This is a genomic window from Mesorhizobium vachelliae (assembly GCF_033977325.1).
Lineage (GTDB): Bacteria > Pseudomonadota > Alphaproteobacteria > Rhizobiales > Rhizobiaceae > Mesorhizobium > Mesorhizobium vachelliae.
On sequence record NZ_JAVIIR010000003.1, the window covers coordinates 489908 to 504096 of the forward strand.

Annotated in this window: 15 protein-coding genes; 12 read left to right on the plus strand and 3 right to left on the minus strand. The window is 63.4% G+C overall.

Annotated elements, in window-relative coordinates:
- The first annotated feature begins 282 nt into the window (after nucleotides 1-282).
- Nucleotides 283-1779 carry a CoA-acylating methylmalonate-semialdehyde dehydrogenase gene (locus RFM41_RS09275; protein WP_095767225.1) on the plus strand — a complete coding sequence of 499 codons (1497 nt, stop codon included), beginning with the start codon at nucleotides 283-285 and terminating at the stop codon, nucleotides 1777-1779.
- Between the two features lie 313 nt (nucleotides 1780-2092).
- Entirely contained in the window at nucleotides 2093-2395 is a 303-nt protein-coding gene (locus tag RFM41_RS09280) for a hypothetical protein (RefSeq protein WP_320247242.1), read from the plus strand.
- Nucleotides 2396-2436: 41 nt separating this feature from the next.
- On the opposite strand, the gene RFM41_RS09285 is transcribed toward RFM41_RS09280, so the two are convergent.
- Together RFM41_RS09285 and RFM41_RS09290 are read right to left on the minus strand one after the other, a co-directional pair.
- Nucleotides 2437-3237: an SDR family oxidoreductase gene (locus tag RFM41_RS09285; protein WP_320247239.1), complete on the minus strand. Its 801-nt coding sequence runs from the start codon at nucleotides 3235-3237 to the stop codon at nucleotides 2437-2439.
- Nucleotides 3234-3563, minus strand: coding sequence for a nuclear transport factor 2 family protein (locus RFM41_RS09290; protein WP_320247236.1), 330 nt, complete (start codon nucleotides 3561-3563; stop codon nucleotides 3234-3236). Before RFM41_RS09290 ends, RFM41_RS09285 begins: the two co-directional genes overlap by 4 nt.
- A 79-nt stretch (nucleotides 3564-3642) precedes the next feature.
- Between RFM41_RS09290 and RFM41_RS09295 the strand changes: the two genes are divergently transcribed.
- On the plus strand, nucleotides 3643-4020 hold the full coding sequence (locus tag RFM41_RS09295) for a winged helix-turn-helix transcriptional regulator (RefSeq protein ID WP_320247234.1): 378 nt from the start codon (nucleotides 3643-3645) through the stop codon (nucleotides 4018-4020).
- 239 nt (nucleotides 4021-4259) lie between these two features.
- Nucleotides 4260-4577 (plus strand): hypothetical protein, encoded by a 318-nt coding sequence (locus RFM41_RS09300; RefSeq protein WP_320247232.1) that lies wholly within the window; start codon nucleotides 4260-4262, stop codon nucleotides 4575-4577.
- Between the two features lie 9 nt (nucleotides 4578-4586).
- On the opposite strand, the gene RFM41_RS09305 is transcribed toward RFM41_RS09300, so the two are convergent.
- The gene (locus tag RFM41_RS09305) at nucleotides 4587-5291 is read right to left on the minus strand and encodes a GntR family transcriptional regulator (RefSeq protein ID WP_320247230.1); all 705 of its coding nucleotides are present in this window, start codon (nucleotides 5289-5291) and stop codon (nucleotides 4587-4589) included.
- A gap of 68 nt (nucleotides 5292-5359) precedes the next feature.
- Here RFM41_RS09305 and RFM41_RS09310 point away from each other — a divergent pair, with 68 nt between their 5' ends.
- The 8 genes from RFM41_RS09310 to RFM41_RS09345 all read left to right on the plus strand — a co-directional run bounded on the left by RFM41_RS09310 (nucleotide 5360) and on the right by RFM41_RS09345 (nucleotide 14078).
- Nucleotides 5360-6295, plus strand: coding sequence for a dihydrodipicolinate synthase family protein (locus RFM41_RS09310; RefSeq protein WP_320247229.1), 936 nt, complete (start codon nucleotides 5360-5362; stop codon nucleotides 6293-6295).
- A gap of 14 nt (nucleotides 6296-6309) precedes the next feature.
- Entirely contained in the window at nucleotides 6310-7617 is a 1308-nt protein-coding gene (locus RFM41_RS09315; RefSeq protein ID WP_320247228.1) for an NAD(P)/FAD-dependent oxidoreductase, read from the plus strand.
- A gap of 13 nt (nucleotides 7618-7630) precedes the next feature.
- Nucleotides 7631-8632: a 4-hydroxyproline epimerase gene (locus RFM41_RS09320; protein WP_320247227.1), complete on the plus strand. Its 1002-nt coding sequence runs from the start codon at nucleotides 7631-7633 to the stop codon at nucleotides 8630-8632.
- 544 nt (nucleotides 8633-9176) lie between these two features.
- Nucleotides 9177-10079 carry a branched-chain amino acid ABC transporter permease gene (locus RFM41_RS09325; protein ID WP_320247226.1) on the plus strand — a complete coding sequence of 301 codons (903 nt, stop codon included), beginning with the start codon at nucleotides 9177-9179 and terminating at the stop codon, nucleotides 10077-10079.
- A gap of 5 nt (nucleotides 10080-10084) precedes the next feature.
- Entirely contained in the window at nucleotides 10085-11509 is a 1425-nt protein-coding gene (gene livM / locus RFM41_RS09330; protein WP_320247224.1) for a high-affinity branched-chain amino acid ABC transporter permease LivM, read from the plus strand.
- Nucleotides 11509-12987, plus strand: coding sequence for an ATP-binding cassette domain-containing protein (locus tag RFM41_RS09335; RefSeq protein ID WP_320247223.1), 1479 nt, complete (start codon nucleotides 11509-11511; stop codon nucleotides 12985-12987). Before livM ends, RFM41_RS09335 begins: the two co-directional genes overlap by 1 nt.
- The gene (locus RFM41_RS09340; protein WP_320247221.1) at nucleotides 12987-13715 is read left to right on the plus strand and encodes an ABC transporter ATP-binding protein; all 729 of its coding nucleotides are present in this window, start codon (nucleotides 12987-12989) and stop codon (nucleotides 13713-13715) included. Before RFM41_RS09335 ends, RFM41_RS09340 begins: the two co-directional genes overlap by 1 nt.
- Before the next feature lie 15 nt (nucleotides 13716-13730).
- Nucleotides 13731-14078, plus strand: a complete 348-nt coding sequence (locus tag RFM41_RS09345; protein WP_320248067.1) for a DUF6867 family protein — start codon at nucleotides 13731-13733, stop codon at nucleotides 14076-14078.
- The last annotated feature ends 111 nt before the right edge of the window (nucleotides 14079-14189 follow it).

Here is a 14189-nt window from a genome sequence, read left to right on the forward strand (position 1 = left end):
GGGGAGATCAGATGTCGCGTCGGTTTTTGCCAATCGCCGATGCGGAAGAAGGCGCTGCCGGCGAAGCTGCTAATCTCCCTCCTAGAGGGGGAGATGGCCGGCAGGCCAGAGGGGGGCGTGACAAAACTCAACCTGAGAAATCCTCGCGGGAGGTATTGCGACAATTAATGCACACTTCACCACCGCTGTCTATTTTCCGCACAACGGTTGCGATCTTCCTCGCGTTGCCATCGCCGCCGCAAAGGCGGACAATGCGCCATCACCAAACAAGGGAGAGAAACCATGATCGAATACGGTCATTTCATCGGCGGCAAGCGTGTCGCCGGCACCAGCGGGCGCAAGCAGGATGTGATGCAGCCGATGGACGGCTCCGTGCGCGGCACGGTGGCGCTCGCCTCGCAGGCGGAGCTGCGCGCCGCGGTCGAGAATGCCAAGGCGGCGCAGCCGAAATGGGCCGCCACCAACCCGCAGCGCCGCGTGCGCGTGCTGATGAAATTCCTCGAGCTGGTCGCCCGCGACTATGACGAGCTGGCCGACATCCTGGCGCGCGAGCATGGCAAGACGATCGCCGATGCGCGCGGCGACATCCAGCGCGGCCTCGAAGTGGTCGAAGTCTGCATCGGCGCCCCGCATATGATGAAGGGCGAGTTCACCGACGGCGCCGGCCCCGGCATCGACGTCTATTCGATGCGCCAGCCGCTCGGCGTCGTCGCCGGCATCACCCCGTTCAACTTCCCGGCGATGATCCCGCTGTGGAAGATCGCGCCGGCCATCGCCTGCGGCAACGCCTTCATCCTGAAGCCGTCCGAGCGCGATCCGGGCGTGCCGATCCGCATCGCGGAACTCTTCATCGAGGCCGGCCTTCCCGCCGGTATCCTCAACGTCGTCAACGGCGACAAGGAAGTGGTCGACGCCATCCTCGACGATCCGGACATCAAGGCGATCGGCTTCGTCGGCTCGACGCCGATCGCGCACTACATCTATTCGCGCGGCACGGCTTCCGGCAAGCGCGTGCAGTGCTTCGGCGGCGCCAAGAACCACATGATCATCATGCCCGACGCCGACATGGACCAGACGGTCGACGCGCTCATCGGCGCCGGCTACGGCTCGGCCGGCGAACGCTGCATGGCGATCTCGGTGGCGGTCCCGGTCGGCAACGACACAGCCAACCGGCTGATGGAAAAGCTGGTGCCGCGCGTCGAAAGCCTGAAGGTCGGCCCCTCGACCGACTCCTCCGCCGATTTCGGCCCGTTGGTGACCGCCCAGGCGCTGGAGCGCGTGAAGGGCTATGTCGATATCGGCGTCAAGGAAGGCGCCAAGCTCGTCGTCGACGGCCGCGGCTTCAAGATGCAGGGCTATGAGAACGGCTACTATATGGGCGGCTGCCTGTTCGACAACGTCACCGCCGACATGCGCATCTACAAGGAAGAGATCTTCGGGCCGGTGCTCTCGGTGGTGCGCGCGCCGCGCTACGAGGACGCCATCAAGCTCGCCAACGACCATGAGATGGGCAATGGCGTCGCCATCTTCACCCGCGACGGCGACGCCGCGCGGGACTTCGCATCCAGGGTCCAGGTCGGCATGGTCGGCGTCAACGTGCCGATCCCGGTTCCGATCGCCTATTATACCTTCGGCGGCTGGAAGGCGTCGTCCTTCGGCGACCTCAACCAGCACGGCCCGGACGCCTTCCGCTTCTACACCAAGACCAAGACGGTCACCTCGCGTTGGCCGTCCGGCATCAAGGACGGCGCCGAGTTCGTCATCCCGACGATGAACTGACCGGCGATTTTTCTAAAACCAACATTGAGGAAGCGCGGCGCAAACCGCGCTTTCTTTTTTATAGGCACTGCGGAAGTGGCATGAGGTCATCTGCGGCGCGGCGTGGTGCTCGGCCTCGTCGTTCTGCAACTCCAGGCATTATGACTCGGTTAGCACACGCTATGAGAGCATCCGCGCTTTCTAATAATTCCAGCGCCGTGTGATGGAACCAACAGACCGTCATCAGCCTTAGGCTTTATTCCTGCCATGCGTGCAGGCAATCGAACTGCGCCGGTTCAAGCCGGGGTTCTCGTCTGGCGCGAGGAGGTGTCAGATGACACGATTTCTTATGGCGACGATGTTGACGGCGGTGGCGATGACCGTTGGAGCCGCGCCGGCGAGCGCTGCGGCGCAATGCGCGGCGCGCGCAGATATCATCAAGGCCCTCGGCGACAAGTTCCACGAAACCGAGGCCGGGCGCGGCCTGATCAACCCGAACGTCGTGCTCGAGATCTTCGTCTCGGATCAGGGCAGCTGGACCGTGCTTGCTTCCGATACCAAGGGGCAAAGCTGTGTGCTTTCCGTCGGCGAGGGTTGGGACAGCCGGTCGATCACCGCGGCGATGCCGGGCGCCTGAACAAAGTGGATTGCTAAGAAGCCTGGCGGCAATGAAGCCCTTCACACCGTCGGGATGGTGCCGCCATCGATGACATACTCGGCGCCGTGGATCGCCGATGCGCGATCCGAAACGAGGAAGGCGACCAGTTCGGCGATCTCCTGCGGCCATGCCGGACGGCCGATCGGGATACCGCCAAGGGCATTCATGATGCCCTGCCGCGCCGTTTCCTCGTCCGAGCCAGCATGAGCGGCAAGCCGCCTGACCATCGCTTCCGACGCGGTGGTGTGGATCCAGCCAGGCGCTACGCTGTTGACGCGTATGCCCTTGGGGCCGAGTTCCTTGGACAGTGCTTTGCTGTATGCGGAAAGCGCGGCCTTGGCGGCTGCATAGGCTGTGGTGGATTCATGCAGTGGCAGGTGGCGCTGAATCGACGAGATATGGACGATCGCGCCTGAACCTTGCTCCACCATCCGAGGTATAAGCAAACGGTCCAACCTCACCGCAGCCAACAGGTTGAGGTTGAGCTCATCCTGCCAGATCTGGTCGGAAAGCGCGGCAAATCCGCCGCCCGGGCTCTTCGATCCGCCGACGCTGTGAACGATGATGTCGATGCCGCCAAACCGGTCGATCGTGGCCGCGGCAACTTCGGCTGCGCCTTCCAGGGTGCAGACGTCGGCCTCAACGAACAGTGCCGATGGCGAAGTCGCGCCTGCCGATCGGGCGGTCGTGGCGACCGTCGCGCCTGCTGCGGCAAGCCTGTGGACGATAGCTTCACCCGCGCCCCTAGTGCCTCCGGTGACCAGCACGCGCTTGCCCGTGAGCTCGTTGCCGTCGATCGCGAATTTCTGCTGGATGGTCATGCGCCGATTTCCAGCTTCTCGATCCGGTCACCCGCCAGCGTGAAACTGTAAAGAAGCGTCGCCGGGCTGCTGGGAAAATTGCCAGAGACGATGCCGGCGACCCGCCATGAGTCGCCATTGAGCGCGGCGTCGGCGACCTCGACCGTCACCCGGTATTTGCGCGTGGTCGTCTCCATCCAGGTTCGGATGGCGGCCGATCCGCGATGTGTCTCGCCTTCGTCCCGGACCTTGGCGTCCGGCGAGAAAACGGCAAGCATGGCGTCGATGTCGTGACGGTTCTTGGCGGCAAAATAGGTGGTCAGTGGCCGGGGGAGGGCTGCTGTCATGGCTTGTCTCCGTGTGGGTTCCGGCGCTCGTCGAGGCGTCGGCGCTTGTTCTGCCTCTAGATTGCGTTATGCTGCGGAAATGACAAGAACCGACGAAAAAGTAAGGTACTTACCCGAAAGTAAGTCTGAGGCTTTGACGCCTTCGTCTGCGGCGATCGGCGTTGAGAACGTGCTGCGTATCCTCGAGGGCCGGTGGAAACTGGTTATCCTGTTCCATCTGTTCGGCGGCAAGGTGCTGCGCTTTTCCGACCTCGAACGGGCTATACCGACGATTTCGCAGAAAATGCTGATCCAACAGCTTCGGCAGATGGAGGCCGACGGAATTGTCCGCCGTATCGTTCACCATCAAGTACCCCCAAAGGTCGAGTATTGCCTGACCGATTGGGGCCAAGCCCTGTGCCCGGCTCTCGATGCCTTGTTGAAATGGGCGGCGCAAAAGCAATCCAGCGCGGGCTGACGTCGAGCCCGGATAGGGCGTGGCGACCGTCTCCGGAATGCGCTTTCCGCGGCTCCGCTTGTTTACGGAGCGGAGCTTCACCATATCGAATCCAGGGAGTCATAATCTCCCGACGACAGACCGGAAAACCAGAAGGAGTGACGTGATGAAGACGTCTGATCCGGCCTGGAGCCTTCCGGCACGTTGAGGCGGCCGAATGTGCCTCCCTTGCCGGAATGCGAAGGCGAAGGAGGTGCCCCATGGCACGCGATTTTTCGTTTCGGTGGGTCAAGCTTGCGGCCGTCGGCGCCATGATGGCGCTGCCGGCTATTCCGGCGCGGGCGCAAATCATCTGCGGCGGCCATGACGTTCTGGTCGCGCGGCTGGCGGCGGCATTCGAGGAGAAGCGGCTGGGCTATGGCGTGGCCGGACAGTCCGCCATCTTCGAAGTGTTCGTCTCGGCAAGCGGAACCTGGACCATCCTGATGACCGACGTCAAAGGCCAGAGCTGCATCCTGGCCGCCGGCGAGGGATGGGAAGACACGCTGGCCACTCCGGTCGGGCAGCCGGGCGGCTGAGAACGCTGCTCAGCGCGTGGCGGCGACCTCGGCATGGCCGCGCAGCAGCGCCATCAGTTTCTTGGCGTCCTTGGCGGCGGCTTCCTCGTCGCCGTCGAGGATGGAGCGGATCAGCGCAACGTGGTGCTCGGCCGATTCGGCCAGACCGGTATCGGCCTTGTAGCGATACCAGAAGCGGCGGCTGTGCGTCTGCAAGGGGGCGGCGACTCGCGCTGCGAAGGGGTTGTCCGCAGCGATGGCCAGCGCCTCGTCGAGCGCCTTGTCGGCCTGGATGAAGGCCAACACGTTGCCCGAGATCACCGCCTTCTGCATCGCCAGGGCAGCCTCATGGAACAGGTCGGCGGCCTCGCGGGTGACGAAGCGGGCGGCCGAGCGGGCGAGCACGACCTCGATACCGCGCCGCGCATCCAGCACCCGCAGCCAGTCGCCGGCGTGGAGCGGCGCGACCGCGATGCCGGCGCGGGGCCTGATGTCGAGAAGCCCTTCCCAGGCCAGCCGCTGGATCGCCTCGCGCACCGGCGTGCGTCCGAGACCCAGCCGCTCGATCAGCGCGCCTTCGGTGACGAAGCTCGACGGCGCCAGCTCGAGCGTGACGATCATGTGCTCCAGCGCGCGATAAGCCTTGGTCGCCGCCGGCTCGAAGGTCGCGTTCGTGTCAGCGGATATCAGTGGGGAGATCAAAGGCAGGCTCCTGATATATTTTTCATATATCATAACGGATTCAGCATTGACGAGCCAGCTCTTAATAGATATACGACTGATATATCAACGGAGAGACAGCCATGTGGACCGGAGTTTTCCCCGCCGTCACGACCAAATTCACCGCCGACGATCGCCTCGACCATGCCGAGATGGAGCGCTGCTATTCCGTGCAGATGGAGGCCGGCTGCGACGGCATCATCGTCTGCGGTTCGCTCGGCGAGGGGCCGATGCTGTCGCCTGACGAGAAGATCGAGGTGCTGAAGACGGCGCAGAAAGTCGCCGGCAAGAAGCCGGTGCTTTTGACCGTCAACGAGCCCGGCACGCGCGAGGCGGCTGTCATCGCCAGGCGCGCCGCCAAGGAAGGCGCCGATGGCCTGATGGTGGTGCCGAGCCCGATCTACCACACCAATCCCGAAGAGACGGTCGCCGCCCTGCGCGCCGTCGCGGAAGCCGGCGACCTGCCGGTGATGATCTATTCCAACCGGCTCGCCTATCGCGTCGACGTCACCGTCGAGCTGATGGAGGAGCTGGCTTCGGACAAGCGCTTCGTCGCCATCAAGGAATCCTCCGACGACATCCGCCGCTCGACCGAGATCATCAATAGGTTCGGCGACCGCTACGATCTCTTCACCGGCGTCGACAATCTCGCCTTCGAGGCGCTGTCGGTCGGCGCGATCGGCTGGGTGGCCGGCCTCGTCACCGCTTTCCCGCGCGAGACCGTCGCGATCTACCAGTTGATGCGGCAAGGTCGCCGCGAGGAGGCGCTGGCCATCTATCGCTGGTTCCGGCCCTTGCTCGACCTCGACGTGTCCACCTATCTGGTCCAAAACATCAAGCTTGCCGAAGTGCTGGCGATCGGTACCAATGACCGCGTGCGCATGCCGCGCCAGCCGCTGTCGGGCGAACGCCGCAAGGCGGTGGAGAAGATCGTGCGGGATGCGCTGGCGGTGCGGCCGAAGCTGCCGTCGCTGCAGACGTCTCCCCGATCGACGGACAAGTTGGTGGCGGCCGAATAAGAGGTAGCATTCGCGTGCAGGGAAATTCCGAGGAGGGGGGCGGCCCGTCATCCGCCCTTCGGGCGCCTTCTCTCCGTTCACAGGGAGAAGCGGAAGACATCGCCATCATCGGCGGCGGCATCATCGGCATCTGTGCCGCGACCCTGCTCTCCGAGGCGGGGCGCAGCGTCACCGTCTTCGACCGTACCGGCATTTGCGAGGAGACGAGCTCCGGCAATGCCGCCGCCTTCGCCTTCTCCGACGTGCTGCCGCTGGCGCATAAGGGGATGATCCGGCAATTGCCGAAATGGCTCGCCGACCCGCTCGGGCCGTTGGCCATTCCGCCGGCCTATCTACCCAAGCTCCTGCCCTGGCTGATCCGCTTCTGGCGCGCGGGCGCGGCGAAGCACTATGAGACGAGCCTGGCCACGCAGGCCGGCATGATGAAGCTCGCCGAAGCCGAATGGATGGGCCTGCTCGACCGCTCCGGCACGCGGCCGATGCTGCGCGAGGACGGCTCGCTGGAATTCTATGAGAGCGAGGCGGAGTTCCGCGCCTCGCTGCCCGGCTGGGCCGAGCGCGAGCGTTTCGGCATCGGCTTCCGCCATGTCGAAGGCGAAGAGATGGCCGCGCTCCAGCCGGGCCTGGCGCCACGCTTCGTCAAGGGCACCTTCGTGCCGGGCTGGAAGACGGTCGCCGATCCCAAGTTGCTCGGCAAGGCGGTCTGGGCCCATGCGGAGAAGCTCGGCGCCCGTTTCGAACATGCGCGAATAGAACGCGTGGAGGCTGACGCAAACGGCGCGACGATCGTTCTGGCCGACGGCACCAGGCGCAGGGCAAAGAAGCTCCTGATCGCCGCCGGCGCCTGGTCGCACCTCCTAGCAAAAAATCTTGGTGACCGCATCCCGCTCGAAACCGAGCGCGGCTACAACACGACGCTGCCGGCGTCGGCTTTCGACGTGAAGCGGCAGCTGATCTTTTCCGGGCATGGCTTCGTCATCACGCCGCTGCAGACGGGACTGCGCGTAGGCGGCGCCGTCGAACTCGGCGGCATCGAGCGGCCGCCCAACTTCGCCCGCTCGAAGGCGATGCTGGAGAAGGCGAAGCGTTTCCTGCCCGGGCTCGACCCGTCGGGCGGCCGCGAATGGATGGGTTATCGTCCGTCGCTGCCGGATTCATTGCCGGTGATCGGCGCGGCGCGCGTGCCGAATGTCTATTATGCCTTCGGCCACGGCCATCTCGGCCTGACCCAGTCGGCGGCGACCGGCCGCTTGGTCCGCGATCTCGTTCTCGGGCAGACTCCGCCGCTTGACCTCACGCCCTTCCATCCGCAACGGTTCTGAAATAGAGAGTATCATGGCCAAGAAATCCTTCTTCTGCATCGACGGCCACACCTGCGGCAATCCGGTGCGCCTTGTCGCCGGCGGCGGACCGCTGCTCGAGGGCTCGACGATGATGGAGCGGCGGGCGCATTTCCTCGCCGAATATGACTGGATCCGCACAGGGCTTATGTTCGAGCCGCGCGGCCATGACGTGATGTCGGGCTCGATCCTCTATCCGCCGACGCGCGACGACTGCGATATCGCGATCCTGTTCATCGAGACCTCGGGCTGCCTGCCGATGTGCGGCCACGGCACGATCGGAACCGTGACGATGGCGATCGAGCACGGACTGGTGAAGCCGAAGACGCCGGGCGTGCTGAGGCTGGACACGCCGGCCGGCCTTGTCATCGCCGAATACAAGCAGGTCGGCGAATATGTCGAGGAGGTGCGCATCACCAACGTACCTTCCTTCCTCTACGCCGAAGGCCTGACCGTCGAGTGTCCGGTGCTCGGCGAGATCAGCGTCGACGTCGCCTATGGCGGCAATTTCTACGCCATCGTGGAGCCGCAGAAGAATTACCGGGATATGGCAGACTATTCCGCGGGCGATCTCATCGCCTGGAGCCCGGTGGTGCGGCAGCGCCTCAACGAGAAATACTCCTTCGTGCATCCGGAGAATCCCGGCATCAACCGGCTGTCGCACATGCTGTGGACCGGCAAGCCGAAACATGCCGAGGCCGATGCCCGCAATGCCGTCTTCTACGGCGACAAGGCGATCGACCGCTCCCCTTGCGGCACCGGCACCTCGGCGCGCATGGCGCAGCTCCATGCCAAGGGCAAGCTCAAGCCCGGCGACAATTTTGTCCATGAATCGATCATCGGCTCGCTGTTCAAGGGCAGGGTCGAAAAGGAGGTCAGCGTCGCGGGCAAGCCGGCGATCATCCCTTCGATCGGCGGCTGGGCACGGATGACGGGGCTCAACACCATCTTCATCGACGACCGCGATCCGTTCGCGCACGGCTTCATCGTGACGTGAGCGTCAGCCGGCTTGCGGTCAGGTCTCGGGCCGACAGCGCAGGCTACATGGTGCCGGTGGGCGTCTTCATCCGCCGCTCAAAGGGATTGAAAAACACAGTCTCAACGGACAAGCAGGTTCTGCTTGCCGAGACTTTGCTTCAAGGCTTTTCTATTTTGAGGAGGCGCGTTCCATCCAAGGCACCCCGCCGTCACACGGCTGTCACACGGGCGGAATCCTGACCTTACGGAATGTGCGGTGGCGCGAAACCGAGTGCTTCGGTTCATGCAAGGATTCTTCTCATCAACTTATTTTGACGCTGATTTCTTCGACAGGAGGCTCATCATAGGGTTGAATCGTCAAAGACATTGCGTTGTGCCAATGATAGGGTCCGCGATAGTCCAGGGGTCGGGCGCGAAAAAACGGGCAATCGGACGGCGTGCTTCCAAACCACGCGGAGCGATTGAAAAATCACGTTGCAATCCGGGCTCGAAACTTTACGACTAGGGGAAATACGAAAAGGGATGCGTCCTGAAAGGCGACATCCCAGGGGAGCCGCATAAATATGCAATATTTCGTCCAGCAGCTTATCAACGGGCTGACGCTGGGATCGATCTATGGGCTGATCGCGATCGGCTATACGATGGTCTACGGCATCATCGGCATGATCAATTTCGCCCATGGCGACATCTTCATGATCGGGGCCTTCACAGCGCTCATCGTCTTCCTGATCCTTGGCGCGATGTTCTACTCGGTGCCGGTTGTGGTGGCGCTTCTGATCATGATGATCGTGGCGATGCTTCTCACCAGCCTCTACAACTGGACCATCGAGAAGGTGGCCTACCGTCCGCTGCGCGGCTCGTTCCGCCTGGCGCCGCTGATCACCGCCATCGGCATGTCGATCGCGTTGTCCAACTTCGTGCAGGTCACGCAAGGCCCGCGCAACAAGCCGATCCCGCCGCTGGTCAGCCAGGTCTACACGATCGACGGCATCAGCATCTCGCTGAAGCAGATCATCATCGTGATCGTCACCGTCGCGCTGCTGGCGATCTTCTGGTACCTCGTCAACCGAACGGCGCTCGGGCGGGCGCAGCGCGCCTGCGAGCAGGACCGCAAGATGGCGGCGCTGCTCGGCATCGACGTCGACCGCACCATCTCCATCACCTTCATCATGGGCGCGGCCCTTGCCGCCGTCGCCGGCACGCTGTTCCTGATGTATTACGGCGTCGTGGTGTTCTCGGACGGCTTCGTGCCCGGCGTGAAAGCCTTCACGGCGGCGGTGCTCGGCGGCATCGGCTCGCTGCCCGGCGCCGTGCTCGGCGGATTGCTGATCGGCTTCATCGAGAGCATGTGGTCGGCCTATTTCTCGATCGACTACAAGGACGTCGCCGCCTTCTCGATCCTGGCGATCGTGCTGATCTTCCTGCCCTCCGGCATCCTGGGCCGGCCTGAAGTCGAAAAGGTCTGATCCTCATGGCCGCTACCGTGTCTTCGGAGCGCGACGCCGTCGCTACTCCCATCCAGCGCGCTTTTCGCGAAGCGCTCTATGCAGGCGCCATCTCGCTCGGCCTGTTCGTGCTGTTCATCGGTCTCAGGACCGACCAGAACATCAGCAACGAACTGATCCTGGTTCAGCGCTGGGGCCTGCTTGCCGTCGTGGTGGGCATCGTCGCTGTCGGCCGTTTCCTCTATGTCGCCTATGCGGTTCCGGCGATGGAACGGTCGAAGGCCGAAAAGGCCGCGGCGCCTGCGGTGGCGGCCGAGCCGGGCTTCGTGCGGCAGAACTTCAACAAGATCGGCGCCACGGTTCTGATCCTCTACCCGATCGCGATGGTACTCCTGTTCGGGTTCCAGGGCTCGCTGAAGTGGGTCGACAATTTCGGCATCCAGATCCTGATCTATGTCATGCTGGCCTGGGGACTCAACATCGTTGTCGGGCTCGCCGGCCTGCTTGATCTCGGCTACGTCGCCTTCTACGCGGTGGGCGCCTATGCCTATGCGCTGCTCGGCACGCATTTCGGCCTGTCCTTTTGGATATTGCTGCCTGCTGCCGGCTGCATGGCCGCCTTCTGGGGCGTCATGCTCGGCTTCCCGGTGCTGAGATTGCGTGGCGACTATCTGGCGATCGTCACTCTTGCCTTCGGCGAGATCATCCGTCTCGTGCTGATCAACTGGCGCGACGTGACCAACGGCTCGGCCGGCATTTCCGGCATCCCGAAGGTCTCCTTCTTCGGCCTGATGTCGTTCAACATCTCTGACCCGAACTACATCTCCAAGGTGCTGCACATCGCCCAGTCGGGCGCCTACTACAAGATCTTCCTCTACTATCTGATCCTGGGGCTCTGCTTCCTCACCGCCTTCGTCACCATCAGGCTTCGCCGCCTGCCGGTAGGCCGGGCCTGGGAAGCGCTGCGCGAGGACGAGATCGCCTGCCGCTCGCTCGGCATCAACACCACCACCACCAAACTGACGGCCTTTGCCACCGGCGCCATGTTCGGCGGCTTTGCCGGGGCGTTCTTCGCCGCCCGGCAAGGTTTCGTCAGCCCCGAATCCTTCGTCTTCCTGGAATCGGCGATCATCCTCGCCATCGTGGTGCTGGGCGGCATGGGCTCGCTCGGCGGCATCGCGGTTGCGGCGATGGTGATGATTGGCGGCACCGAGATCCTGCGCGAGCTAGACTTCCTCAAGACGGGCGTGCACTGGGGCAACGTAACGATCGTTCCGGGCTTCGGTCCCGACTTCACGCCGGAACTCTACCGCATGCTGCTGTTCGGCATGGCCATGGTCATCGTCATGCTGTGGAAGCCGCGCGGCTTCGTCGGCAGCCGCGAGCCTACAGCCTTCCTAAAGGAGCGAAGAGCGGTCTCAGCCTCCTTCACCAAGGAGGGCCACGGCTGATGAACGCGACTCCTTCCTCGAACGACTTCATCCTGCAGGTCGAGCATCTGTCGATGAAGTTCGGCGGCCTGGTCGCCATCGGCGACTTGTCCTTCCAGGCCAAGCGCGGCGAGATCACCGCGCTGATCGGGCCGAACGGCGCCGGCAAGACGACGGTGTTCAACTGCATCACCGGCTTCTACAAGCCGACCGAAGGCATGATCACGCTCAGCAAGCGCGATGGCTCGACCTATTTGCTCGAACGCCTGCCCAACCATGAGATCCCGGCGCGCGCCAACGTGGCGCGCACCTTCCAGAACATCCGCCTGTTCTCGGGCATGACATTGCTGGAAAACCTTTTGGTCGCTCAGCACAACAAGCTGATGAAGGCTTCGGGCTACACCTTCCTCGGCCTGTTCGGGTTCCCGAGCTATCGCCAGGCTTCGGCCGAATCGATCGAGCTCGCCAGGCACTGGCTGGAGAAGGCCGACCTCGTCGACCGGGCCGACGATCCGGCCGGCGACCTGCCCTATGGCGCGCAGCGGCGCCTGGAGATCGCGCGCGCCATGTGCACGGGACCGGAGCTTCTGTGCCTGGACGAGCCGGCCGCCGGCCTCAACCCGAAGGAATCGGCCGCGCTCAACGAGCTGCTGATGGACATCAAGAACAACACCGGCACGTCGATCCTGCTCATCGAGCACGACATGTCGGTGGTGATGCAGATTTCCGACCATGTCGTGGTGCTCGAATATGGCCGCAAGATTTCCGACGGCAATCCGGAATCGGTCAGGACGGATCCGCGCGTCATCGCCGCCTATCTCGGCGTCGACGACGAGGACGTGCAAGAAGTGCTCACCGAAGTCGGCGACGAGGATGTCATCGAGCAGCTCGATACGGGCCCCGACTCCGCGCATGGACCGGGAAATTCCGCTTCCATGATGGCGGGTCCGGTCTCCGACAGCGTCGAACACGCCGACGAGGGCGAGCGCGTCACCGTGTCGAAAGGCGCCTCGAAGGCCGCACAGGTCGACGCGCGCTCCGCGTCGATCGCCAGCAAGCCGGTCACGCCGCCGGCCGCGGCAAAGCCGGCGGCGAGGAAACCGGCAGCAAAAGCGCCAGCGACAAAGGCAAAGGCTGCGAGCGCGAAGGCCGGCGGCATCTCCAACCGCCTCGACGCGCCACGCGAGGGCAAGGCCGACAACCTGACCCGCATCAAGGGCATCGGCATGGTCAACGAGAAGAAGCTGAACGAGCACGGCATCTTCCATTTCGACCAGATCGCCGCCTGGAAGAAGGCCGATATCGAAGCTGTCGAAGCCTATCTCGCCTTCGACGGACGGATTGCGCGCGAGGACTGGATCGGCCAGGCAAAATTGCTTGCCGGGGGCCGAGACACCGAATTCTCGCGCCGTGTCGATGCGGGAAAGGTCGAGACGAGCCATCCCTCACAGGAGACCGCGGCCAAACCCGCGGCGGGCAAGCGTGGAGGGCGTAAATAATGGCCGGCACAACGCTGCTCGACATCAAGGGCGTCGAGACATACTACGGCAACATCCGGGCGCTGAACGGCGTCAATGTGCAGGTCAACCAGGGTGAGATCGTGGCGCTTATCGGCGCCAACGGCGCCGGCAAGTCGACCCTGATGATGACCATCTTCGGCGCTCCGCGCGCCCGCACCGGCACCATCACCTTCGCCGGCACTGACATCACCCAGTTGCCGACGCATGAGATCGCCCGCTTGCGCATCGCCCAGTCGCCGGAAGGACGCCGCATCTTCCCGCGCATGACGGTGATGGAAAACCTGCAGATGGGCGCCAGCCTCGACAACCTCAAACATTATGACGAGGACGTCGAGAAGGTGTTCACGCTGTTCCCGCGGCTGAAAGAGCGCATCGCCCAGCGCGGCGGCACGCTGTCGGGCGGCGAGCAGCAGATGCTGTCGATCGGGCGCGCGCTGATGGCGCGGCCGAAGCTCTTGCTGCTCGACGAGCCGTCGCTGGGCTTGGCGCCGCTGATCGTCAAGCAGATCTTCGACGCCATCCGCGAGCTCAACAGGACGCAGGGGCTGACCGTATTCCTGGTCGAGCAGAACGCCTTCGGCGCGCTCAAGCTCGCGACGCGCGGCTATGTCATGGTCAACGGCAATGTGACGATGAGCGGCACCGGCAAGGAGCTGCTCGCCAATCCGGAAGTGCGCGCCGCCTATCTCGAAGGCGGACACCACTGAGATCGGGGGAGATCAATCATGGGTATTCTCTACGAAGAGGCCTCGGTCTGGCAGTTCCTGTTCGTCACCTGCCTGCTCGGCGGCTGGGCGGCGTGGATGACAGGCAAGGCGGCGGCGCAGACCTGGAGCAGCCACTTGCAGCTGTTCTTCTACATGCTCGGCCTCGGCATCGGCATCAGGTTCATCCATCACGCCTTGTTCGACGGCACGATGTTCTCGCTGCATTACTATATCGTCGATACCATCGTGCTGATGATATTGGGCTTCCTCGGCTATCAATACACGCGTACCAACCAGATGGTCACACAGTATAACTGGCTCTATGAAAGAGCTTCCTTACTAAGCTGGAAACCGAAGGGTTGACTTTCCACCATTACGCCGTCTCAGACATGAATCGGCGTGACAAGTGCCTGAAAATCGGCATTCTATGCTTTCTGCGATAAGGGTGGGCATCGCATGAAAGTATCATCCACG